The following is a 22,927-nucleotide window of genomic DNA, read 5'->3' as shown; positions in this document are numbered from 1 at the left end:
TATGAATTGACTAGTACAAAGTTACTAATTCCTTGTATAATTATGACGCAAGATAGTAATTTGTATTTATTCAAAGTAAATATACTGTTAAGTTCTAATGAGATTTTAATAATGAGGTTGATGTTATGTAGGTTGAATAAAAAAGCACCTAGCTCTTAAGAGTAGGTGCTTAGTATCTCTATGATAAAAAACTATCTTCGTCAAAATCATATTCCTTATTAAAGAAAACAGAATCACTGTGAATAGCTTCAAAGTGTTCTTCTATTTTTTCTAAGGTATAGATAGTTTCTAATTGTCTCCAATGTTCTCTAGTTAATGGTAAGAATGCTAATGTATCTGACCCATCTGATATTTTGCAAAAGCGAATCTCATACTCAGGCTGTAATATACTGTTAAGCCATATAATCGTATTATCTCTGTCTACGATAATATGAGTATGAATCTTATTGTCATAATTTACCTTTAGTTGTAGTTGCTCATTTGGTAGGTCTTCTATAGATGCTGATAGATGACCTGTTTGAAGACAGGTTTCTATATATTCTACTATTGCATCATCGTATTCACTCCAATCTACCCAGATCACTAAGTCGCTCTGTAAAGAGTGAAAATCTTCGTATAGACCTGTTTCGAAGTACTTTTCTAAAAGTGTTATTTTGTCTTGCATATATAATGGTTAAGCGTTTAAATCATCCCTAGAATACTTAACTAAAGTACTGTAAATTAAGTATAAATAAAAGGCTTAAAAGTTAAAATAAACCTTTGTATAGATTAATACTAATACAAATATTGTGCTAAGATTATCTTTAAAAGCTATTATTCATTAAAAGGTTCAAATTCTCTTTCTGGAAATGCTTCAGTAAGTATTCCTTTTTTACATAGCCATTCTATTGCATCATATAGATTGTTTCCTAAAGCATAGATATTCTCCTCATGTCTAGGCAATACAAAATAGGTATTGTTATAGAATATAATCTCATCTCCATCAAAAGTATCTCCTATACAAATCCCTTCTAATACTTGTTCTTTAGTTAGTACATCTTTACCATCATCCCAGAAGTAGTATTGCGTTACTCGTTCTAACCATTCTTTTCTTTCTGTTATCATTCGATTAGGAGCATAGATACGGATATATGTGCCCCCTAGTATACCTACCCCATATTGTAAAATATAGGTCTTGTAATCTTCTTCAAAGTTGAAGTTTAGTACTTGTTCACAATTGTTAATATCCTCAACAGATGGTAATACTAATTCTGATGATTGTGTATGGATATTAGGAATGACTGTATAGTGATTGAATTTACTCATTTATATATATTTCTCTTCTATATTATTTAAACCTCCTTTAAAGTCTTTATTGATTTGATACAATTCTTCAATCGAAATAGGATTGATAGATGTAGAATCAATGTGTTTTCCTTCTTTAGTCCACATAGGAGGGAAAATATGAAAAGCTTTGTCTAACGGAAGTTGTGCCGTATCTTCTTTCCATGTATTCCATCTAAAATCTTGATAAAACTGATCTATATTACCTGCTATGAAAAAATAAATTAAGTCTGAATAACTGATATCAAGTGGCTCAAAGTCTAATGTGTCAGGTGCAAAGTAATATACCTTACCAAGGTCTTCTCCTAGACCTCCACTATTGATACAGAAGTAGCCACCTAAGACATCTAATGCGATAATATAGTAACCACTAGATTGATTGTTTTGATCTATTGTTTTGCCTTTGTTCCATTGATAACTAGAAGGTAGCGTTTCTGTTCCTCCACCTAGTACTCTGATCCATCCATTGTCTATCAGTATTCCTCCAGTCTCATATACTATAGCACCTAGTGGAGAACGTGTCGTTACTTGAAGTTGTAAGAGAGCTTCTTCAGCTACCTCTTTATTGTATTGAGGCAATAATGATATTGGTCTTACTGCATCGTTTAGCCATTCATTGATAAGGGCAATTCCTGGTTCCTCTATGTTTATTAAATCAGTAAGTGTTTTCATCCTTTATTTTTCGGCAAAATACGAAAAAAGGCTGTCTATTTAGACAACCTTTTTATAAAGTATGTGGGTATGTTATATGTTTAACTACCTAAGACTGCTGCTGTAGCAAAAAGAGTTAGTGTCAATATAAAGAAGATAACACCTATTAATGAAATCACTAAACCTGCAATTGCTAATCCTTTTGGTTTTCTAAATACTCCGATAGCAGAGAAAATCAACCCTAATAACCAACATATTACGTTTATAAAAGGAAGCCAAAACAGAAGAAATGCAACAATTGATAAAATAAATCCTGCTAATCCAAGATTATTCTTTTCTGGAACTATAGGAGGATAATAAGCTTGTTGTTGATTGTATCCTTGTTGTGGAGGAGGAGGTGTAGATCTAACCTCTTGCTCTATTTCTCTCTCAAGTTCTTTTGCAGCCTCTACTACAGGCTCAATAACTTCTTCTTTTATCGTCTCAACGATTGGCTCAACAACTTCTTTCTCTATGTTGTCTACTGTCTCTTCGATAGATGAAGTTACTCTATCAACAATAGATTCGTCGCGTTTAGTTTCTTCAGATGAAGGCACTGGAGGAGGAGTATGCTCCGTATTTTCAGAAACTTTCTTCCCTTCTAGGTTTTTATTATCTTCCATAGTGGTTCTATTTTAATAGATCAAATATAGTTTTTATTTAACAAATAAAATATACTTATATGTTTAAAAATCAATATTTAATTAACTCTTTTTGGCTAAAATAGTATTGAGTGTTCTTTTTTACTTCTTTTTTGTTAATTTGTAAAGGTTTTTTTTAAGAAAGTAAAGGGTGATTTTAAGAAATAAGAGCATAAGGATTAGGGAATAGAAAGCCTTTGAGTAGGGAGGGAGAAGTAGATAAAAAAGCCCTTTAGACAGGTGACTAAAGGGCTGTTGAATTTATTAAAGAGGAATATTTCCGTGTTTTCTGTTTGGCATATTTACTTCTTTATGTTCTAACATAGAGAATGCCTTAAGCAGTTTTCTACGAGTCTCATTAGGAAGAATTACTTCATCAATGAATCCTCGTTGTGCTGCTCTATATGGAGTAGCAAATTTGTCTGCATATTCAGCTTCTTTCTCAGCTAGTTTTGCTGCTGGATCAGCTGCTTCTGCTATTTCTTTTTTAAAGATAATCTCACTTGCCCCTTTAGCTCCCATTACTGCTATTTCGGCATTTGGCCAAGCAAAGTTCATATCTGCTCCGATGTGTTTAGAGTTCATTACATCATAAGCACCTCCATATGCTTTACGAGTAATCACCGTTACTTTAGGTACTGTAGCTTCACTTAATGCATACAGTAACTTAGCACCGTGTACGATGATGCCATTCCACTCCTGATCTGTACCAGGTAAGAATCCAGGTACGTCTACTAAGACTAATAGAGGAATATTAAAAGCATCACAGAATCTAGTGAAACGTGCCGCTTTAATAGAGCTGTTTACATCTAAACATCCTGCTAAGAACATAGGATTGTTAGCCACAATACCTACACTTTTACCTCCTAGTCTAGCAAAACCTACTACAATATTCTCTGCGTAGTCTTTGTGTATTTCGAAGAAAGAGTCCTCGTCTATGATATGATTAATTACCTCTTTCATATCATAAGGCTTATTAGAGCTCTCAGGTACTATCTCATCTAGTTCATATCTATACTCTTCGCCAATAGTATAAGGAAGGCTCATAGGCTTCTCCATATTGTTTTGAGGCATATAAGACAATAGCGTTTTTACATCCTCTAGACAGGCTACGTCGTTAGGAGATGTCGTATGAGCTACTCCAGACTTCGTAGAGTGAGTACTTGCTCCTCCTAATTCTTCCGAAGTTACCTCTTCATTAGTTACTGTTTTTACAACGTTAGGTCCTGTTACGAACATATAACTAGACCCTTCTACCATCATTGTGAAGTCAGTCATCGCAGGAGAATATACTGCTCCTCCAGCACATGGCCCCATAATAGCAGATAGCTGAGGTATCACACCAGATGCTTGTACATTGCGGTAAAAGATATCTGCATATCCACCTAATGATCTTACACCTTCTTGTATACGTGCTCCTCCAGAATCGTTTAGACCTATCATTGGCGCCCCCATTTTAAGAGCCATATCCATTACTTTACAGATTTTCTCTGCATGTGTTTCAGACAGTGCTCCTCCGAATACGGTAAAGTCTTGTGCGAATACATAGACTAAGCGACCGTTGATCGTTCCATAGCCAGTCACTACACCATCTCCGTGATATACTTCTTTATCCATACCGAAGTCGGTCGTACGGTGTGTTACTAACATACCGATTTCTTCGAATGAACCTTCGTCTAGTAGGTATTCTACACGTTCACGAGCAGTAAGTTTCCCTTTGCTGTGTTGTGTATCTATTCTTTTTTGCCCTCCGCCTAATTTAGCTTGGGCTTGTATTTCTTGTAATTTATTTATTTTCGGATTCATAGGATTCTTAGTTTGGTAATCGAAGTTGTTTTTGGTCTTCTAAATACATCTGTAACGCAAGGTATGCCGCTATCTCTGCTTCATCTTTATACTCTTCTTTGATTAAATCAGCATTGTAGTATTTCTTCACGAAGTTCGTGTCAAAATGACCTTCTCTAAAAGCATTGTGTTCCATTACGAACTTACCGAATGGCAATGTCGTACTGATACCTTTTACCTTATATGCTTTAATGGCTTCGATCATAATCTCTATAGCCTCCTCACGTGTCTGTCCATAAGTAATTAACTTGGCTAACATCGGGTCGTAGTAGATAGGTACATCCATACCTTCTTCTATACCGTTATCTACACGGATACCTTCTCCAGTAGGTAGTTGATAGATTTCTAAGTTCCCTACACTAGGTAAGAAATCATTTAGAGGGTCTTCTGCATAGATACGAAGTTCCATAGCATGTCCTTTGATCTCTAAGTCTTCTTGTGTAAAAGGAAGCTTCTCTCCACGAGCTACCTTGATTTGCATCTCTACTAAGTCTAATCCAGTGATTAACTCTGAGACTGGATGTTCTACTTGAAGACGAGTATTCATCTCTAAGAAGTAGAAGTTAAGGTGCTCATCTATTAAGAACTCCACCGTACCAGCTCCTACATAATCACAAGACTTAGCTACCTTAATAGCTGCTTCTCCCATAGCTTTACGCACTTCAGGAGTTAATACAGCAGAAGGGGCTTCTTCTATTACTTTTTGGTGACGACGTTGGATACTACATTCTCTTTCAAATAAGTGAACTACGTTACCATGTTTATCCGCTAACACTTGTATCTCAATGTGTCTAGGCGAACCTATATATTTCTCAATGAAAACAGAACCATCTCCGAAAGCATTGGTTGCTTCAGAAATAGCACGCTGCATTTGACTTTCGAATTCTTCTTCTTTTTCTACGATACGCATCCCTTTTCCACCACCACCAGCAGCAGCTTTGATTAGGATAGGGAAGCCTATTTCTTTCGCTACTTGTTTCGCTTTGGCTACGTCAGTGATAGCCTCGTCTAGACCCGGCACCATAGGGATGTTATAGTCTTTTACAGTTTCTTTAGCAGCCAGTTTATTACCCATTACTTCTATAGCATGCGTATCTGGACCGATAAAGGTAATCCCAGCTGCATTACACGCTAAAGCGAAGTTAGAGTTCTCACTTAAGAATCCATATCCTGGGTGGATACCATCTACATTTAATGATTTTGCTACTTCTAATATTTTATCTCCTAATAAATAAGATTGGTTAGAAGGAGCCTCTCCGATACATACAGCTTCATCAGCCATACGTACGTGTGGAGCATTACGATCAACAGTAGAGTACACAGCTACTGTCTTAATACCCATTTTTTTAGCTGTAGTCATAATACGTACAGCTATTTCGCCACGGTTGGCAACTAATATTTTTTTCATCTTTATTCGAATTCAATTAACACTAATCCTTTATCAACAGTGGCACCTTTAGTCACGTTGATGGACTTAATAATCCCAGCTCTAGGAGAAGATAAGTTGTTCTCCATCTTCATAGCTTCTAAGATTAATAAGTTGTCATTCTCAGCTACTTCTTGCCCTACAGTTACCAAAATATCTAGGATAAGACCAGGCATAGGAGCCTTGATAGAATTAACCTGCTTAGTAGAGTTTAAGGAGAAGCCTAATTGATTGATTAGCTTATCGAGTTCGGTTTGGATATTAACAGAATAGTTATTCCCGTTGACATTTACAGTATAGTTTTTGTCTGTAAAGTAGTTCTCAAGTATTTCCACGTCATAAGATCTGTTGTTTTTGAGTACGTGATATGTAGATTCATTTACACGAGATACATTGATGTCTCCTTGTAATAAATCTTCACTTTCAAAAACAGTATCAGCATTCACTTTTAATTGATACGTTTTATTCATTATATTTTTAGTTTTTGGTATTCGTAAATATAATTAAATGTGTGATATATAAATAATATTTATTGATAATTTAATTTTTTACTACACTATGGTGGAAATATTGTTTTTTTACAATAATTTTGGTTGATTCTGATTGTAAATAAATAAGATAAAAGAGGTTACAAGGTATTCAATCGGAATTTTTTATACTATTCTCGTTAAGTAGAACAGGTATTCTCTGATAGCTAAACGGCTTTAATCAACATTGTGTTTTATTGTATTTGAGTCCGTAGTGAGTCCGTTATGAGTCCGTAGTAAGTCCGTTATTTTATACAAAACAACGGAGTTATTATGGAGGGGTAATATAGGTAGTTAGCTAAGATGGAAAACTAGTCTAGAGGAGGTGTGAAGGGAATGTGGAGTGAGAATGGAGAAGGGGGTAAAAAGAAAAAGGTAATCTCTAGTTAGAAATTACCTTTTATAATAGTTATTATTCTTCGTCTTTGTTTTTTAAAGGATTCCATCCTCTTGATTTTAAAGGGATTTTAGTGTTTGCTCTTGAGATAAGATGAACACCTTCACTCTCTTGTGTTGTGTGACCTATCACTGTTAAGTTTGGATTCCCCTTGATTTTGTCAAAGTCTTCCATTTTAATAGTGAATAACAGTTCATAGTCTTCACCACCATTGATAGCCATCGTAGTGGCATCGATATTAAACTCTTCGCAAGTGTTCATAAACTGAGGGTCTAATGGAAGTTTCTCTTCATATAGATTACATCCTACCTTAGAACTTTTGCAAATATGCATAATCTCAGAAGACAATCCATCAGAGATGTCTATCATCGCTGTTGGTTTTACACCTAGATCTGCTAAGAGCTGTTTGATATCTGTTCTCGCCTCTGGTTTTAACTGTCTTTCGATGATGTATTCGTAGATAGATAAGTCTGGCTGATTATTAGGGTTTACTAAGAATACTTGTTTCTCACGCTCTAGGATTTGCAATCCCATATAAGCAGATCCTATATCTCCTGTTACCACTAATAAGTCGTTGTCATTCGCTCCATTGCGGTATACTAATTCTTCTTCTTTAGCTTTACCAATAGCGGTCACGCTTATAATCAACCCTTTTTGTGATGAGGTAGTGTCTCCGCCTACTAAGTCTACTTTATAATACTTACACGCTAAGGCGATTCCTTCGTATAACTCATCTAGAGCTTCTAGAGGAAAACGATTAGATACTGCGATAGATACTGTAATCTGTGTAGGGATGGCATTCATCGCACAGATATCGGATAGGTTAACTACCACCGCTTTATATCCTAAATGCTTAAGAGGAGAGTATGCAAGGTCAAAGTGCACTCCTTCGATTAATAAATCTGTAGAAACAACTACTTTATCTTCTCCAAAAGACAATACTGCAGCGTCATCTCCGATGCCTTTAGTTGTACTCTCGTTTTCTATTGTAAAGTTTTGTGTTAAATGTTCTATTAATCCAAACTCACCTAAATGTCCTATATCTGTCTTAGATTGATTTTTATTCTCGATCATCGTATATCTGCTTTATTTTAAAGTAATGCAAAGGTAAAAAGAAAAGGCGATAGATTTATTTCTATCGCCTTTTAAACTATAAGTTAGCTCTTTTAAAATATTTAAAATAGCCATTATATGTATTGAAGTCTGGTACTAGACTAGCGTAGTAGCTAGGGTCTTCTTCTTCTATTATTTGTAACAGAGAGCGCCATATTTCTATTTCAGTAATAATCTCTCTAGCATAGTATTCGATATCATTTATCTCAAGGCCTTTATAGTAAGTAAGTGATTCTTGAGATTTTTGAATTAATTCTTTAGCCATTTGACGAGCATTTTCTTTTTCGCCAACTTTATAAGAACCTTCTACGAATGGATGTACAACTTCGTATAAACCATAGTATTTGATAGGCATGTTCGTCATCGCTATATCGATAACTTTCTTCGCTTTCTCATCTTTACCCTCTATTAATAGTTGTTCCATCAATCGAGCAAGGTTGATACGGTAGCTCAGTGCATTACGTCTAGTCTGAGGATCGTGATAGATTTTATCACTTCCCATATTACCCCAGTACCACTTCGTTACGATATCGTACATTCTATCTGCGTCTATAGAACCTCTATCTAGTGCATGAGAACTCTCTGTATCAGATTTCAGAGGAACTAGTTTATATACTAAACCACTTAACTGTAAGTAATCTTTCATCCAGATGAAATCATCATCTCCCCAGCTACCTCCAGAGAAGTATATAGGTCGTTCCCAGTTATTATTTGCTACTATATCTAACATGATAAGGCGGTGCTTATAGATAGCCTGGTCAGTAATGTTAACGTCTAGATAAGGTAATATATCTTTTCTTAAGTGAGGAGATACGATATTGTGTTTCGCTATATTAGCACTATCTACAGGTATTCTGATCTGATTAGTAGGAGCGATATACAATGTAGTTCCTGCCTCTGTTTTAATCTTCGTTCTATCGTCATCAGATTTAATGAAGTTAAGAAGAGAGTTGATGTCTATTCTTTCGTCAATCATCTTGTTTACGATGATAGCATCTCTTTTATTACCTACATATTGATCATGTGTGAATGAGATAGGTAGAGGCTCTGAGTCATACGCTTTTGCTCTCATCTGGTCAATATACCAGTCTAATGGAAGTAAACTCGTACATACAACTCTTACGTCTGTTCTGTATCCTTCTACATCTTGTAGATACCACAGTGGGAATGTATCGTTATCTCCAATAGTAAATAAGATAGCATTCGGATCACATGAATCTAAGTATGCTCTAGCGTTAGCAAGGGCTGTATAACGATCTGAACGGTCGTGGTCATCCCAGTTTTGTTGTGCTAATAATACAGGAGCTGCAAATAATGATACAACTAGAACAGCTGGACCAGCTATTTTTGGTTGTACATATTTTTTAAGACCGTCGAAGATAGCATATACTCCGAATCCAATCCACATCGCGAATACATAGAATGCTGGTACTACAGCATAGTCACGTTCACGCGGTTCGAATGGACGTTCATTCAAGAATATTTTAAGTGCAAAACTTGTAAATAGGAATAACACTAACAATACCCAGAACATCTTAGGGTCTTTACGATAGTGGAATACAATACCGATAAGCCCAAGTATAAAAGGTAAGAAGAAATAAGTGTTTCTACCTTTGTTTTCTAATGTATCTGAAGGTAAGTTATCTTGAGAACCTAAACGTATTTCGTCTAAGAATTTGATACCACTAATCCAGTTACCGTGTTGTAAGTCACCTTGACCTTGTACATCATCTTGTCTTCCTGCAAAGTTCCACATCAGGTAACGCCAGAACATATATCCGAATTGGTACTCAAACATAAAACCGATATTACTAGAGAATGAAGGTACTTCGATTTCTAGGTATTCTCCATATTGATCTAGGAACTTATCAAGTCCGTCATAGTCAATTTCACCACTAGCAAGACCTTGTTTTACTCCAGATACTAATTCTTCTAACTCTTTTGTTCCAGCATATTGAGAAGATACTCTGAAGTCTAACGGTTTAGTGTAACGCATATAGTTAACACGGTGATTTTTGTCTGTACTCCACAGTCTAGGAAGGAATCCTTTATGAGTACTGTCGAAGTTTTGTCCTGCGTTTTTATATTCGTTTACGATTTCATATTTACCTGTTTGGTAGTTTCTTTCGTAGTTTGGTTTTTCGTCTTTCCAAGGATTGTTTTTATCTAATCCTACATATTTTTTAGTGAAGTAAGAGTCGTAATAGATACTTTCTTCTCCATACTGTTCACGTTGGTAGTATGCTAATAACTCAGAAGCATCAGAAGGAGTGTTCTCATTGATCACTACTTTTGCATTGGCACGGATAGGTAACATTATCCAACTTGTCAATCCGACAAATACAAAAAGAAGTGTTAGAATAAGCGTGTTCGCCATTATTTTGTTTTTCTTCTCTGTGTATCTCAACCCGAATACAAAGAAGGCAACAATCAATAAGAAGGCAACAATAGTCCCACTGTTAAATGGCATTCCTATCGAGTTCACCATAAAGATCTCTGTCTTACCAAATAAGGCTAAGGTCTTAGGGAATAAGAAAGCAAAAAGGAAGAATAAAACTCCCACAGCCGCTATATTGGCTATGATAAAGTTTTTGATAGTTACTTTTTGATATCTTTTAAAGAAGTATAGTAATGCGATAGATGGAACTGTCAACAAAGCCATTAGGTGGACTCCAAATGAAGCTCCGATAACTAATCCTATCAATAATAGCCAACGATTACCTTTAGGAGTGTCGATATCATCATACCATCTCACACCTAAGTACAATAGAAGTGATGTCAGAAGCATCGCAGAAGCATATACTTCAGACTCTACAGCATTAAACCAAAAACTATCTGTGAATGAAAAGGCTAATGAACCAACAGCAGCACTACCTAAAACAACGATAGCATTGATATTCGTCCACTCACTTTTCGCAACGACGATTTTCTTAAGTAAATTAGATAATGTCCAGAACATAAAAAGAATGGTAAACGCGCTGGAAATAACAGCAACCATGTTTACCATTAGGGCAACTTTATCTGGAGAGGTAGCAAACATCGAGAAGAAAGCTCCTAACATTTGATAAAAAGGAGCCCCTGGAGGGTGTCCTACCTGTAGTTTAGCAGAGGTAGCAATATATTCTCCTGGATCCCAAAAGCTTACTGTAGGCTCTACTGTTAGTGTATAAGTCAATAGGGCAATGGCAAAACATAGCCATCCTCCTATAACATTCCACTTCTTGTAATTGAATGTCAACATATTTGTAATTACTAGATATTTTTTCAGATTGTATATACAAAGAAAAGATTTTTTTTGTGTTGCGTGAAGGAATTAGAAAAAATTAATTTTTTTGATAGAAAAGTTTGGAGATTATAAAAATAGTTATACTTTTGCATCCGCATTGATGAAGTAATTACGCTTTACGGTATGTAAAAAAGGTATTGGCCTATGGTGTAATGGTAACACAGCTGATTTTGGTTCAGTCGTTCTAGGTTCGAGTCCTAGTAGGCCAACAGAAAAGCCTCTTGATTTTTCAAGAGGCTTTTTTTATTTTAATTGTACGTAAAAATAAAATGTTAAAATTATCAATACTCTCTCTTGACTATGAGTATCTTAGCAAAATAGGGGGCTGAGAGTGATTAAAAAAGACATTTTATATTTGGAAGAATCAAAAAATGTGCTAATTTTGCATCCGCATTACTGAAGTAATTATGCCAAAGTAATGAAATGGTACTGGCCTATGGTGTAATGGTAACACAGCTGATTTTGGTTCAGTCGTTCTAGGTTCGAGTCCTAGTAGGCCAACAAAAAACCTCTTGATCATTCAAGAGGTTTTTTTATTTCAAGAATAAGGAATTGAAATAAGAAAGGTCAGAGCACGCTCTGACCTTTTTTTGTTATTAGTTTTGACCTTTGAATTCAGGTTTTCTTTTTTCTAAGAAAGCAGTAGTTCCTTCTGTGAAGTCTTCTGTTTCGAAGCATTCTCCGAAGTTCTTGATTTCTTCGTGGTATCCGTTTACACCATCTTTAAAGTTAGCATTAATAGATTTTATTGCTCTTCCAATTGCAGAAGCAGAGTTAGAAGCTATTTTGTTCGCTATTTTCTTTGTGAATGCTAATAGTTCTTCTTGCTCTACAACGTGGTTCACTAATCCATAAGATAGAGCTTTATCAGCTGTTATCATCTCTGCAGTCATGATTAGCTCCATTGCTCTTCCTTTTCCAATAAGTTGAGGTAAGCGTTGTGTTCCGCCATATCCTGGGATTAGTCCAAGTGTTACTTCTGGAAGTCCCATTTTAGCGTTATTAGAAGCTATTCTGAAGTGTGCTGACATCGCTAACTCTAATCCACCTCCTAGGGCAAATCCATTAACAGCAGCGATTACTGGTTTGTTGTAATTTTGAACATAGTCGAATAGAAGCTCTTGTCCTTTGGCAGCTAACTGTGAACCTTCACTAGTGTTGAAGCTAGAGAATTCTTTAATGTCAGCACCTGCAACGAAAGCTTTTTCTCCACTTCCAGTAAGGATGATAACACGTGTTTCACGGTCTTTTTCAAAGTGTTTAAGGGCTTGGTGAAGCTCTTCAATTGTTGGCTTGTTTAAAGCGTTTAATTTAGTTGGTCTATTAATGGTTATAATGGCCAGACTTCCTTCTTTTTCTACTAGAATATTTTCAAAATCCATAATATCTTTTATTTGATTAATTATTTATAATAGGCAAGGTAACAATAAATGTGGTGCCAAGACCTTCTTCTGTTTCGAAGACTATTGTACCGTTGTAATTTGTAATTATGTTTTTTATGATTCCCAATCCTAATCCCATGCCACTTGTTTTGGTAGTGAACTTAGGTTGGAATATTTTGTTTAGATCTTCTTGCTTTATACCTGTTCCGTTATCAGCTACTTTGATGATTGCGCTTTCTTCTGTTCTAGATATACTCACTTTTATTTGTGGGCTCTTCTGCTCAGATGGGATAGCTTGTATTGCATTTTTGACTAAGTTAGTAATAATTCTGATTAGTTGTGTTCTATCTATTTTAGAGATGATCTCCTGATCGGTGCTTTCAAACCAGATATAGTCTTCATTAAAGATGTCAAGTGTTAATTTTACAGTATTGACAATGTCAAGAGTTTCGTCTTGCTGAGCAGGCATTGCAGCAAAGCTTGAGAACGCTGTTGCAACAGAAGTCATCGTATCTATCTGTTGTATTAATACCTGTGAAAAATCTTTTAGTTTAGTTTTAATATTAGGATCATTAGGGTCAAATCTTCTTTCAAAGCTTTGAACAGTCAGACGCATTGGAGTAAGAGGATTTTTTATTTCGTGTGCAACTTGCTTAGCCATTTCTCTCCAAGCTTGCTCTCTTTCTGTTTGAGCTAGTTTTTCGTACGAATCATCGAGTTTCTCCACCATATCATTATATGCAGTGATAAGAGCTGAGATCTCTTTACTAGTGTTGCTAGAATCAATCTTTTCGTTTTTTTGCCCGAACTTAGTACTTGTAATCTTGACACTAATATTGTTTAGACTTTGGGTAATATAGTTTGACAAGAAGTAAGAGATAGCAATAGACATAATCAGCATAATGATATATACTTGTCCAAATTTAACCATGAAGTTCTGAATCTCGTTCTCGTAAAACTCTGTTTTCTCCTCATACGGTATTTTAAGTATACCTAGGGGTTTGTACTTTAAATCCTTTAAGAAGCTATATGCGATACGTATACGGTTGCTATCTACCGTTTTTATATCTACAAAGCGTTTGTTTGGAGAGGACTGTATTGTCTTTAAAACTAAAGGAGAGATGTTTTTAGAGATGCTATCTACAGAAAAGGTACCTCTTGAGGTAATCAAGAGGTGTCCTTGTAGATCGTGTATATTGATCTCTGTATTGTGTATGGCTGCTAGCTCATGTATTTTATCTCTAAAAATGCGAGGGATATTCTCTGTTGTTAGAGGGTATTCTGAGGTTGTTAAGATGTAGTTTATATTCTCGTTGATAGAGTTTTCTGTCCTTTCTAGTCTATATTGATGATAAGTACGTGCTTCTTCTCTGAATTGATACACTGATACAGCTGATATCAATACAGATGAGATAATACTCAAAAATATAAGTGAGAAAAATATTCTATTTCTCAGAGAAAAGTTCTTTAATATAAAGTCATCTTTCATTATTTTCTGCTATCGCGAATTCGTTTGTATAAGCGTATTCCTAGCATTAATAGTATTGATAATCCTACTAGACCTACAACTCCAAATATCCAATTAAAAGTACTTTTTAAAATTACTAAAAATACTACAGAAAATAAAATCAAGGTTGCTCCTTCATTCCAAATTCTAAAAAAGGAAGATGTTTTAGTCATCGTTCTATTGTTGATTTGTTTGACGAACTGATGGCATTTTAGATGATAAGCAATTAATGCTACTACAAATAATAGTTTTACATGCATCCAAGGTTGACTTAACCAAGCAGGTATTGCTATCAGCATCCATATTCCAAAAATAGTTGCCAATACTGCCGCAGGCCATGTGATGATGTTCCACAGGCGATTAGTCATGATGGTGTATTGATCTCTTAGGATGTTGGATTGTACTTCAGGCATATCCTTCGTCTCGGAGTAATATACAAATAGACGTACGATATAGAATAGTCCTGCAAACCAGCATACTATAAAAATAATATGTAGAGCTTTTAGATATAGGTATAACATGCTATTATTTGTTTTGCCATTCTTTAATCCAAGTAACCATTGCATCTATCCACATGTCATCATCATTCATACAAGGGATTGTTCTAAACTCTTCTCCTCCGTGTTTTAAGAATTCGTCATGTGCTTCCATGCCTATTTCTTCTAGTGTTTCAAGACAGTCGGCTACAAAGGCAGGAGTAACTACTGCTAGCTTTTTAATGCCTTTCTCAGCTAATCCATTTACAGTAGCATCAGTTGGAGGTTGTAGCCATTTGTCCATTCCTAATCTAGATTGGAATGAGTTAGTGTATTTATCAGCAGGGATGTTTAATTTCTCTACTACTTGTCTTGTTGTTTCTAAACATTGGTGTCTATAGCAGAACTCATGTGCTTTAGAAGCTGTTTGACAGCAAGAGCCGTCTATAGTACAGTGTCCCTTCGTTACATCTGATTTGCGGATATGTCTTTCAGGTACCCCATGATAAGAGAATACGATATGGTCATAGTCATACCCTTCTAGATGACCTTGTATAGTATGAGCTAGAGCATCTACATATTCTTTCTTGTTGTAGAAAGCTGGGAAGCTCGTAACTTTCATTTGAGGAAAGTATTTCTGTCTTACTTCTTCTGCTAATACATTAATAGTCTCTGTAGTTGCCATGGCAAACTGAGGGTAAAGAGGGATCATTAGTACATCATCTATACCTTTGTCTTTTAATTCTTGTAAACCTGTTTGGATAGAGGGTTCTCCATATCTCATAGCTAATGCTACTGGTATGTCCACTTTTGCTTGTACTTTCTTTTGTTGTCTTTCAGAAATTACGATTAGTGGTGAACCTTCTTTCCACCATATTTTAGAATAAGCTTCTGCTGATTTCTTTGGTCTAGTATTCAGTATGATTCCTTTAACTAATAAACTTCTTAGGATGTATGGCATGTCTATTACTCTTTCATCCATTAAGAATTCTCCTAAGTATGGTTTTACGTCTTTTGCTGTAGGGCTTTTAGGTGAGCCTAGGTTAACTAATAATATACCTTGCATGTTGTTAATTATTTGTGTTGAGAGACATTAAGTATTTTTTCGGTGTAGTGCCAAACTTCTTTTTAAAGGCAGCAATGAAATGACTAGCAGAACTATAACCGATCTTTAGTCCTACTTCGTTTACATTATAACTACCGTTGTCTAAGAGCTTGCGTGCGTATTCCATCTTATAATCAAACAAGAAGCTGAATACAGAGTCACCGTAAATCTGCTTAAAGCCCATTTTTAGTTTTTTAATGTTAATACCTACTGAGTCTGCTAACTCTTGAAGAGTAGGTGGTTCAGCCATTTTACTGATGATGATATCTTTCGCTTTTTTGATTTTAACGACATCGTCTTCATCAGATAAGAATGGGCAATTCTCTATGTTTTGATCTTCATTCTGATTAAATAGTAAACTAAGTAACTCGTATGTCTTACCAGTGTAGTATAGCTTTTTGATAGTTGGATTCATATAGAAGTTAAACAACTGATTTAGGACTATAGCCATAGAAGGAGTAATTCCTTCTTCAGAGTAATACTTCTTGTCTCTGTTTTCACCAGTTAAAAAACCGATGAACTCTGCTTCTGTTGAAAATAGAGCATGGAACTTCTTGATAGAAATTAAAACACTTATGACCCATGTATTAGGGGATATCTCTAAGTGTACAGGAAGCTGTTTTTGTGGGTTGTATAAGATCAAGAACTTTTCTTCATTAAGAGGAAGAGAATAGGCTCCTTGATTGAATACAAATTTGGCAGACCCTTTTAAACCAAAGTAAAATTGGATAACATCTGTTCCCATTTCTCGTTGAAATGTTATGTTCTCTGTCAAGTTGTTTTCGAATCTTAATATCGAAAAATTATCATCAATTATTATTTCTTCCGTAGGACTCATAGCGATACTTTTTAAACTTAAGTTAGAAACTTATCTAGTTATTTTTTATTTAGAATGATTCTATATAGGGTGTCTTTTAACCCTTGCTATTGTTGCAAATGTACTGTATTATAATGAAATGCAAGGCTTTTTTTTTCAGAAATCCCTTAGCGATATAAATAGTCCTTCTAGCGTTACTTTTGTCGATTCTTTAATCTTAAATTTGTTTACTTTTTTGAATTAACTCTGTGGTATGGACAAAATAGATAAGACTAAACCTGCGACTTTTTATGCAGTGGGATTAAGTTATAAGAAAGCGGACGCTGAAATGCGCGGTAAGTTTAGTCTAAGTGATGAGGCCAAAGACAATTTATTAACTCAAGCTAAAAATGAAGGAATCGAGAGTTTAATCGTGATTTCTACATGTAATAGAACGGAGATATTTGGTTTCGCACAACACCCTTTCGAACTGATTAAATTATTATGTGATAACAGTAATGGTACAGTGGATGACTTCCGCAACGTGGCTTATGTATATAAGACTAAGGAGGCGATAGAACACTTATTCCGTGTTGGAACAGGACTAGATAGTCAGATATTAGGTGATTTTGAAATTATCAGTCAGATTAAGAATGCTTTCTACTTAGCGAAGGAGAAAGAATTGACAACAAATTACTTCGAGAGATTAGTCAATGCAGTTATCCAAGCAAGTAAACGTATCAAGAATGAGACTGAGCTTAGTTCTGGAGCTACTTCTGTGTCATTTGCTTCTGTACAATATATTATGGACCATGTAGAAGATATCTCTAATAAGAATATCTTGTTATTCGGAACAGGTAAAATCGGTAGAAATACATGCGAAAACTTAGTGAAGCATACTAAGAATGATCATATCACACTTATTAATAGAACAAAAGAGAAAGCATTAGAAGTAGCAGGTAAGTTTAACCTTATCGTAAAGGATTATGCAGATTTACAAGCAGAAATACGCAAATCAGATGTGCTTATCGTAGCGACTGGTGCGCAGAAACCTACAGTAGATAAGGCGTTGCTTAACTTGACAAAACCTCTTGTTATTTTAGATTTGTCTATTCCTAAGAACGTGAGTGATGATGTGACTGAGATAGAAGGAGTAGAATTAATACACCTTGATTATTTATCTCAAATGACAGATAAGACGATCGAGAGAAGAAGAGAGTTCATTCCACAAGCAGAAGAAATTATAGAAGAGATCATGTCTGAGTTTATCGCTTGGACGAAGATGAGAAAATTCGCACCTACTATACATGCTCTTAAATCTAAGCTAGAGCAGATAAAAGATGGGGAATTAGATTATCATAAAAAGAAATATGATAACTTTGATTCTGAGCAGGCTGAACTAATCAGTATGCGCATCATACAGAAGATCACTACGCACTTTGCAAACCATCTTCGTCATGAAGATACAGTAGTGGATCAGAGTATAGAATGGATAGAAAAAGTGTTTCATATAGAATCAAATTAAAATGGGTAGAATTATTCGTATAGGTACACGTGATAGTGAACTAGCAATGTGGCAAGCAAAAACAGTTGAACAATCTCTTCAGAAATTAGGGTACAAAACAGAGTTAGTACCTGTTAAATCTACAGGAGATCTAGTGTTAGATAAGCCACTATATGAGATGGGAATCACAGGAATCTTTACTAAGACTCTAGATGTGGCAATGATTAAAAAAGAGGTAGATATCGCAGTACATTCTATGAAAGATGTACCAACAGCTCTACCACAAGGAATCGTACAAGGAGCAGTACTTAAACGTGCTAATACTGTAGATATCTTATTACATAAAGGAGATACATCTTTTATGTCAGAAGAGGTTGAGGCAGTAGTAGCTACAGGAAGTTTAAGACGTAAAGCTCAATGGTTAAACCGTTTCCCAAAGCATACAACAGTTGACCTACGAGGTAATGTAAATACTCGTATGGAAAAACTACAAAACAGCGATTGGAATGGAGCAATCTTCGCTTCAGCTGGTTTAGATCGTATTAAAAAGAAACCATCGAACTTCATTAATCTTGACTGGATGATACCAGCACCTGCACAGGGAGCTATGGTAGTAGTCGTAAATGCAGATGATAATCATGCTTTAGACGCAGTAGCTCAGTTAAATGATTATGAAACAGAGATGACTACTTATATAGAAAGACAGTTCTTAAGAACACTAGAAGGTGGGTGTACAGCTCCTATCGGTGCTTTAGCTACTTATAATGATCACGATGACACGATTAATTTTAAAGGGGTATTATTCTCTTTAGATGGTCAACAGAAGTTCGAAGTGAACAAAGTAGTGGATATCGCAGAGTGGAAGAAACTTGGATTCTTTGCGGCTAAAGAAATTCTTGAGAATGGTGGTAGTGAATTAATGGAAACACTACGTCAACAATTAAAAAAATAAAATGTCTTTTAATCCAACTATTTTATCTACACGTAAGATTAAAGCGAGTGTATTAGACACTGTTGCTTTAGGGAAGGTGCATTTAGTAGAACAAGATTATATCTTGACAGAACACTTGGTATTCGACTTAGATGCTGTACATGAGTATGTATTGTTTACAAGTCAGAATGCGGTGAAGAGTGTGATTAGTCAAGGGTATAGAGAAGTTCTGAATAAGAAACCAGCGCTATGTGTAGGGATAAAAACAAAAGAATTGTTGGAAGAGAACGGTTGGGAAGTTAAGGCTTGGGCACATTATGCAAAAGAATTAGCTCCTATCATTGTTCAGGACTATAAAGATAGATACATAACATTCTTTAGTGGAAGTATCAGAAGAGATCTATTGCCAGATGCTTTTAGAGCAAATGGTGTGGTCTTTAATGAGTTCACAGTATATCAGACTGTACTTAATCCAGTAAAGAATGAATATAAAATAGATGGATTGTGCTTTTACAGTCCTTCAGCGATAGAGAGTTATCTTCAGCAGAACAGCATCACGACAGAAGTGTGCTTCTGTATAGGAGATACTACAGCAGAACCATTAAAAGGAGTTACACAGAATATTGTAATAGCGAAGCAACCTACAGTGGAGGCTACATTACAAGCTTGTGTGGATTATTATAAATAGAGTCAGCTAAAAATTGACGTATTAAAATCGAATAGAAATGATTAAAAATGATTTATTCTTAAGAGCGTTAAAAGGTGAAACAGTAGAGAGACCACCTGTATGGATGATGCGTCAAGCAGGTAGATACTTACCAGAGTTTCGCGAATTAAGAGATAAGTATGATTTTTTTACACGTTGTAGAATGCCAGAAATCGCAGCTGAGATTACAGTACAACCGATTCGTATTGTAAAACCAGATGCTGCTATTTTATTCTCAGATATTTTAGTCGTACCGCAAGCTATGAACATTGATGTAGAGATGAGACCAGGAGTAGGGCCATGGGTACCTAATCCTATCCGTTCTGCTAAAGATGTAGAGCAAGTTATCGTACCTAATATCGAAGAGACATTAGGATATGTAATGGATGCTATTAAAGTAACGAAAGAGATGTTAAACGATGAGGTACCATTGATTGGATTCGCTGGTTCACCTTGGACTATCTTTTGTTATGCAGTAGAAGGAAAAGGTTCTAAGAGCTTTGACTTAGCGAAAGGAATGTGTTTTTCTGACCCAGTAGCGGCGCATACGTTATTACAAAAAATTACAGATACAACTATTTTATACCTTAAAGAAAAGGTAAAAGCAGGTGTAAATGCAGTACAAATATTCGATTCATGGGGAGGTATGTTATCTCCAGTAGATTACCAAGAGTTTTCATGGCAGTATATTAATCAAATAGTAGAAGCATTAGCTGATATCACTCCAGTTATTGTATTTGGAAAAGGATGTTGGTTTGCATTACCTGAAATGGCGAATTCAAAAGCTTCTGCATTAGGAGTAGACTGGACTTGTAGCCCACAGAACGCTCGTCTATTCACAGGAGGAGATATCACATTACAAGGTAACTTTGACCCAAGCCGTCTAATGTCTCCGATCCCTACTATTAAGAAAATGGTACACGAGATGATCGATGCTTTCGGTAAAGATAAGTATATAGTGAACTTAGGTCACGGTATCTTACCTCATATCCCAGTAGATCATGCAAAAGCATTTATCGAAGCGGTAAAAGAATACGAACACAAGTAAAATATTGACAGAAAAGCCTGCCGAAGTATGACGTAGGCTTTTTTGTTTTACTATATCATTTGACCTATGTTAAACAAAGGAACAAAAAGTGAAGAAGAAAGACGTATAGAGTCTATTGTTCAGAAGTTGTCTTCTATTGGATTTACACCAGAGGACAAGAAATTTATAGAAGATCTAGACGTAGAGCTTCAAAAGATAGGCCTGAGTTATGAACAACTGTTGATAACAGAAGGTAAGGACTTAGCCTTACACTTACATAAATTCAACTTCCCTTGGGATAAGATGGAAGAGTTCACAGATCTATTAGTGAAGTGGTCTTCTCAAGAGCCTTTATTAAAAGCAAAAGCAAAGGCTGTCTATCAATATATCCAAGATGAGAGTAAAGCATTCTCATTTAATATCATGACTAAGATTAGTCGTCTTTAAGAGATCACTATTTACAGCAGAAACAGGTTGAGGTATCATACACACTATGATAGTGATATGTAGGACTAGAGGAGTCTGCTTACTATTGTTTATTTAAAGATAAGGTAGAGAGGTGTAATATAATGTATTGGCTGAACTACGGAACAATAGTTTTTTTAATGATGAGTATCCTGACAGAGAGAGGATATGTACTATTTATAATATGAAAGAACAATTTTATCAATATATACAACAGCTTCAAGATACCATTACAAAAGGACTTGAAGATATAGATGGAAAGGCAAAATTCCAAGAAGACCTTTGGGAACGTCCTGAAGGTGGTGGAGGTCGCACACGCGTAATCGAGAATGGAGCAGTATTCGAAAAAGGAGGAGTGAATATCTCTGCCGTACACGGACCATTACCAGTAGCGATGCAAAAGTACTTTAATGTAGGAGATGTAGATTTCTTCGCTTGTGGACTATCGTTAGTGATTCACCCGAAGAGTCCTATGGTACCTACAGTACATGCTAACTGGCGTTATTTTGAAATGTATGACAAAGAAGGTACAGTAGTGCGTTCTTGGTTTGGTGGAGGACAAGACCTTACACCTTATTACCTATTCGATGAGGATGCTACGCATTTTCATACTGTATGTAAGACAGCTTGTGATAAACATAATCCAGCGTTTTATCCATTGTATAAAAAGCAATGTGATGAATATTTTTGGAATGCACATAGAGAAGAGGCACGTGGTATCGGAGGATTATTCTTTGACCGCTTAGAAGTAACAGAAGAAATGTCTATGCAACAGTGGTATGACTTCGTAACCGAAGTAGGAGATAGCTTCTTAGAAGCTTATGCACCTATCGTAGAACGTCGTATGGATACCCCTTATAGCAATGAGCACCGTACATGGCAAGAAATCAGAAGAGGTAGATACGTAGAGTTTAATCTTGTTCATGATAAAGGAACTCTATTTGGCCTAAAAACCAATGGACGTATCGAATCTATCCTAATGAGTTTGCCACCACATGTACAATGGGTATATGACCACCATCCAGAAGAAAACAGTTGGGAAGAAAAGCTGTTGAAGGTATTAGCTAATCCTGTTGATTGGATGAAATAGTTTACAGTTCACGGTTAACAGTTTACAGTATAAAACTACTTAATAGAGATAATTAGTTATATAAACAAATTATTAAGTTATTAGATTTTGTGTATAATGGAATGTTTGTTGTTGCAATTTATGGTACTATAAATAACCATGAATTATATGATAGACTATCGAAATTATAATGTTTGGAAACTGAGCCATGAATTGGTATTAAAGATCTATCCATTATTAAATTTATATCCTAAGTATGAGGAAAGAAATTTAATAGATCAGATAAGAAGGGCAGTAGTATCAATTCCTACCAATATCGCAGAAGGATGTGGTAAGGATACACAAAAAGAACTTGTTAGATATCTATATATCGCCTCAGGTTCAGCACATGAAGTTGAGTATTTAATATTTTTATCAAAAGACTTAGGTTACTTGAATGAGAATGATTTTTACTCAGTTCAGAATGATATTGTAAGTATTAAAAAGATGCTTGTAGTGTTGATTAAAAGAATAAGAGAAACAATGGATAGTAAAAAGTAAACTATAATATTGTTTATTCTATAAATAGAACATTAATAGAATTATCGGGTACATTTAACTGTAAACTGTAAACCGCTTGCTGTAAGCTGTATACCGTTCACCGTAAATCAAAATAAGAACACAGGTCAACGTTCTGTTTATAGATGTCGAGAGCAACTGTAAACTGTAAAC

At 35.5% G+C, this 22,927-nt stretch carries 21 protein-coding genes and 2 tRNA genes; 9 read left to right on the top strand and 14 right to left on the bottom strand.

Annotated features, from left to right (window positions below; all coding sequences use genetic code 11):
• Nucleotides 1-178: 178 nt before the first annotated feature.
• The 9 genes from MODO_RS10275 to MODO_RS10235 form a co-directional block, all read right to left on the bottom strand.
• Nucleotides 179-664 (bottom strand): hypothetical protein, encoded by a 486-nt coding sequence (locus MODO_RS10275; protein WP_006259848.1) that lies wholly within the window; start codon nucleotides 662-664, stop codon nucleotides 179-181.
• Nucleotides 665-813: 149 nt separating this feature from the next.
• Complete coding sequence (locus MODO_RS10270) at nucleotides 814-1,305, bottom strand: SMI1/KNR4 family protein (RefSeq protein WP_006259847.1); 492 nt, start codon at nucleotides 1,303-1,305, stop codon at nucleotides 814-816.
• Nucleotides 1,306-1,995, bottom strand: coding sequence for a DUF2625 family protein (locus MODO_RS10265; protein ID WP_006259846.1), 690 nt, complete (start codon nucleotides 1,993-1,995; stop codon nucleotides 1,306-1,308). It lies immediately after the preceding gene.
• Between the two features lie 80 nt (nucleotides 1,996-2,075).
• Nucleotides 2,076-2,636, bottom strand: a complete 561-nt coding sequence (locus MODO_RS10260) for a DUF4190 domain-containing protein (protein WP_006259845.1) — start codon at nucleotides 2,634-2,636, stop codon at nucleotides 2,076-2,078.
• A 282-nt stretch (nucleotides 2,637-2,918) separates the two neighbouring features.
• Nucleotides 2,919-4,460 (bottom strand): acyl-CoA carboxylase subunit beta, encoded by a 1,542-nt coding sequence (locus tag MODO_RS10255; protein WP_006259844.1) that lies wholly within the window; start codon nucleotides 4,458-4,460, stop codon nucleotides 2,919-2,921.
• Nucleotides 4,461-4,467: 7 nt separating this feature from the next.
• Nucleotides 4,468-5,907: an acetyl-CoA carboxylase biotin carboxylase subunit gene (gene accC / locus MODO_RS10250; protein WP_006259843.1), complete on the bottom strand. Its 1,440-nt coding sequence runs from the start codon at nucleotides 5,905-5,907 to the stop codon at nucleotides 4,468-4,470.
• Between the two features lie 2 nt (nucleotides 5,908-5,909).
• On the bottom strand, nucleotides 5,910-6,395 hold the full coding sequence (locus MODO_RS10245; protein ID WP_006259842.1) for an acyl-CoA carboxylase biotin carboxyl carrier protein subunit: 486 nt from the start codon (nucleotides 6,393-6,395) through the stop codon (nucleotides 5,910-5,912).
• A 469-nt stretch (nucleotides 6,396-6,864) separates the two neighbouring features.
• Nucleotides 6,865-7,923 carry a thiamine-phosphate kinase gene (gene thiL / locus MODO_RS10240; RefSeq protein ID WP_006259841.1) on the bottom strand — a complete coding sequence of 353 codons (1,059 nt, stop codon included), beginning with the start codon at nucleotides 7,921-7,923 and terminating at the stop codon, nucleotides 6,865-6,867.
• 76 nt (nucleotides 7,924-7,999) lie between these two features.
• Nucleotides 8,000-11,203 (bottom strand): glycosyltransferase family 117 protein, encoded by a 3,204-nt coding sequence (locus tag MODO_RS10235; protein ID WP_006259840.1) that lies wholly within the window; start codon nucleotides 11,201-11,203, stop codon nucleotides 8,000-8,002.
• 183 nt (nucleotides 11,204-11,386) lie between these two features.
• Here MODO_RS10235 and MODO_RS10230 point away from each other — a divergent pair.
• Together MODO_RS10230 and MODO_RS10225 are read left to right on the top strand one after the other, a co-directional pair.
• Nucleotides 11,387-11,457: transfer RNA gene (locus MODO_RS10230), tRNA-Gln, on the top strand.
• Between the two features lie 221 nt (nucleotides 11,458-11,678).
• A tRNA-Gln gene (locus tag MODO_RS10225) sits at nucleotides 11,679-11,749 on the top strand.
• A gap of 95 nt (nucleotides 11,750-11,844) precedes the next feature.
• On the opposite strand, the gene MODO_RS10220 is transcribed toward MODO_RS10225, so the two are convergent.
• From MODO_RS10220 to MODO_RS10200, 5 genes are read right to left on the bottom strand one after another with little or no spacing between them, the layout of a single operon-like run.
• Nucleotides 11,845-12,630, bottom strand: a complete 786-nt coding sequence (locus MODO_RS10220; protein ID WP_006259839.1) for an enoyl-CoA hydratase/isomerase family protein — start codon at nucleotides 12,628-12,630, stop codon at nucleotides 11,845-11,847.
• 16 nt (nucleotides 12,631-12,646) lie between these two features.
• Nucleotides 12,647-14,119 (bottom strand): sensor histidine kinase, encoded by a 1,473-nt coding sequence (locus MODO_RS10215; RefSeq protein WP_006259838.1) that lies wholly within the window; start codon nucleotides 14,117-14,119, stop codon nucleotides 12,647-12,649.
• Nucleotides 14,119-14,658 (bottom strand): CopD family protein, encoded by a 540-nt coding sequence (locus MODO_RS10210; RefSeq protein ID WP_006259837.1) that lies wholly within the window; start codon nucleotides 14,656-14,658, stop codon nucleotides 14,119-14,121. Before MODO_RS10210 ends, MODO_RS10215 begins: the two co-directional genes overlap by 1 nt.
• A gap of 4 nt (nucleotides 14,659-14,662) precedes the next feature.
• Nucleotides 14,663-15,679 (bottom strand): ferrochelatase, encoded by a 1,017-nt coding sequence (hemH, locus tag MODO_RS10205; protein WP_006259836.1) that lies wholly within the window; start codon nucleotides 15,677-15,679, stop codon nucleotides 14,663-14,665.
• A 4-nt stretch (nucleotides 15,680-15,683) separates the two neighbouring features.
• Nucleotides 15,684-16,556 carry a helix-turn-helix transcriptional regulator gene (locus MODO_RS10200; RefSeq protein ID WP_006259835.1) on the bottom strand — a complete coding sequence of 291 codons (873 nt, stop codon included), beginning with the start codon at nucleotides 16,554-16,556 and terminating at the stop codon, nucleotides 15,684-15,686.
• A 232-nt stretch (nucleotides 16,557-16,788) separates the two neighbouring features.
• Here MODO_RS10200 and hemA point away from each other — a divergent pair, with 232 nt between their 5' ends.
• The 7 genes from hemA to MODO_RS19505 all read left to right on the top strand — a co-directional run bounded on the left by hemA (nucleotide 16,789) and on the right by MODO_RS19505 (nucleotide 22,756).
• A complete protein-coding gene (gene hemA / locus MODO_RS10195) occupies nucleotides 16,789-18,039 on the top strand; it encodes a glutamyl-tRNA reductase (protein ID WP_006259834.1) in 1,251 nt (416 codons plus the stop codon).
• Between the two features lies 1 nt (nucleotide 18,040).
• The gene (gene hemC / locus MODO_RS10190; protein ID WP_006259833.1) at nucleotides 18,041-18,970 is read left to right on the top strand and encodes a hydroxymethylbilane synthase; all 930 of its coding nucleotides are present in this window, start codon (nucleotides 18,041-18,043) and stop codon (nucleotides 18,968-18,970) included.
• Between the two features lies 1 nt (nucleotide 18,971).
• A complete protein-coding gene (locus MODO_RS10185; protein WP_006259832.1) occupies nucleotides 18,972-19,637 on the top strand; it encodes a uroporphyrinogen-III synthase in 666 nt (221 codons plus the stop codon).
• Nucleotides 19,638-19,674: 37 nt separating this feature from the next.
• Entirely contained in the window at nucleotides 19,675-20,703 is a 1,029-nt protein-coding gene (gene hemE / locus MODO_RS10180; RefSeq protein WP_006259831.1) for a uroporphyrinogen decarboxylase, read from the top strand.
• Between the two features lie 66 nt (nucleotides 20,704-20,769).
• Nucleotides 20,770-21,129 carry a hypothetical protein gene (locus MODO_RS10175; RefSeq protein ID WP_006259830.1) on the top strand — a complete coding sequence of 120 codons (360 nt, stop codon included), beginning with the start codon at nucleotides 20,770-20,772 and terminating at the stop codon, nucleotides 21,127-21,129.
• A 127-nt stretch (nucleotides 21,130-21,256) separates the two neighbouring features.
• Nucleotides 21,257-22,237, top strand: a complete 981-nt coding sequence (hemF, locus tag MODO_RS10170; RefSeq protein ID WP_006259829.1) for an oxygen-dependent coproporphyrinogen oxidase — start codon at nucleotides 21,257-21,259, stop codon at nucleotides 22,235-22,237.
• Nucleotides 22,238-22,384: 147 nt separating this feature from the next.
• On the top strand, nucleotides 22,385-22,756 hold the full coding sequence (locus tag MODO_RS19505; protein WP_006259828.1) for a four helix bundle protein: 372 nt from the start codon (nucleotides 22,385-22,387) through the stop codon (nucleotides 22,754-22,756).
• Nucleotides 22,757-22,927: the final 171 nt, after the last annotated feature.

Origin of the sequence: Myroides odoratimimus (assembly GCF_001485415.1) — a bacterium.
In the GTDB taxonomy this organism is placed as follows: Bacteria; Bacteroidota; Bacteroidia; order Flavobacteriales; family Flavobacteriaceae; genus Flavobacterium; species Flavobacterium odoratimimum.
The sequence above is the reverse complement of the archived record's forward strand: the minus strand, read 5'-3'. Positions and strand labels throughout refer to the sequence as shown.

Bases quoted from the DNA above. Each gene is read 5' to 3' on its own strand.
- MODO_RS10275 (WP_006259848.1), bottom strand. From the start codon at position 664: ATGCAAGACAAAATAACACTTTTAGAAAAGTACTTCGAAACAGGTCTA.
- MODO_RS10270 (WP_006259847.1), bottom strand. From the start codon at position 1,305: ATGAGTAAATTCAATCACTATACAGTCATTCCTAATATCCATACACAA.
- MODO_RS10265 (WP_006259846.1), bottom strand. From the start codon at position 1,995: ATGAAAACACTTACTGATTTAATAAACATAGAGGAACCAGGAATTGCC.
- MODO_RS10260 (WP_006259845.1), bottom strand. From the start codon at position 2,636: ATGGAAGATAATAAAAACCTAGAAGGGAAGAAAGTTTCTGAAAATACG.
- MODO_RS10255 (WP_006259844.1), bottom strand. From the start codon at position 4,460: ATGAATCCGAAAATAAATAAATTACAAGAAATACAAGCCCAAGCTAAA.
- accC (WP_006259843.1), bottom strand. From the start codon at position 5,907: ATGAAAAAAATATTAGTTGCCAACCGTGGCGAAATAGCTGTACGTATT.
- MODO_RS10245 (WP_006259842.1), bottom strand. From the start codon at position 6,395: ATGAATAAAACGTATCAATTAAAAGTGAATGCTGATACTGTTTTTGAA.
- thiL (WP_006259841.1), bottom strand. From the start codon at position 7,923: ATGATCGAGAATAAAAATCAATCTAAGACAGATATAGGACATTTAGGT.
- MODO_RS10235 (WP_006259840.1), bottom strand. From the start codon at position 11,203: ATGTTGACATTCAATTACAAGAAGTGGAATGTTATAGGAGGATGGCTA.
- MODO_RS10220 (WP_006259839.1), bottom strand. From the start codon at position 12,630: ATGGATTTTGAAAATATTCTAGTAGAAAAAGAAGGAAGTCTGGCCATT.
- MODO_RS10215 (WP_006259838.1), bottom strand. From the start codon at position 14,119: ATGAAAGATGACTTTATATTAAAGAACTTTTCTCTGAGAAATAGAATA.
- MODO_RS10210 (WP_006259837.1), bottom strand. From the start codon at position 14,658: ATGTTATACCTATATCTAAAAGCTCTACATATTATTTTTATAGTATGC.
- hemH (WP_006259836.1), bottom strand. From the start codon at position 15,679: ATGCAAGGTATATTATTAGTTAACCTAGGCTCACCTAAAAGCCCTACA.
- MODO_RS10200 (WP_006259835.1), bottom strand. From the start codon at position 16,556: ATGAGTCCTACGGAAGAAATAATAATTGATGATAATTTTTCGATATTA.
- hemA (WP_006259834.1), top strand. From the start codon at position 16,789: ATGGACAAAATAGATAAGACTAAACCTGCGACTTTTTATGCAGTGGGA.
- hemC (WP_006259833.1), top strand. From the start codon at position 18,041: ATGGGTAGAATTATTCGTATAGGTACACGTGATAGTGAACTAGCAATG.
- MODO_RS10185 (WP_006259832.1), top strand. From the start codon at position 18,972: ATGTCTTTTAATCCAACTATTTTATCTACACGTAAGATTAAAGCGAGT.
- hemE (WP_006259831.1), top strand. From the start codon at position 19,675: ATGATTAAAAATGATTTATTCTTAAGAGCGTTAAAAGGTGAAACAGTA.
- MODO_RS10175 (WP_006259830.1), top strand. From the start codon at position 20,770: ATGTTAAACAAAGGAACAAAAAGTGAAGAAGAAAGACGTATAGAGTCT.
- MODO_RS19505 (WP_006259828.1), top strand. From the start codon at position 22,385: ATGATAGACTATCGAAATTATAATGTTTGGAAACTGAGCCATGAATTG.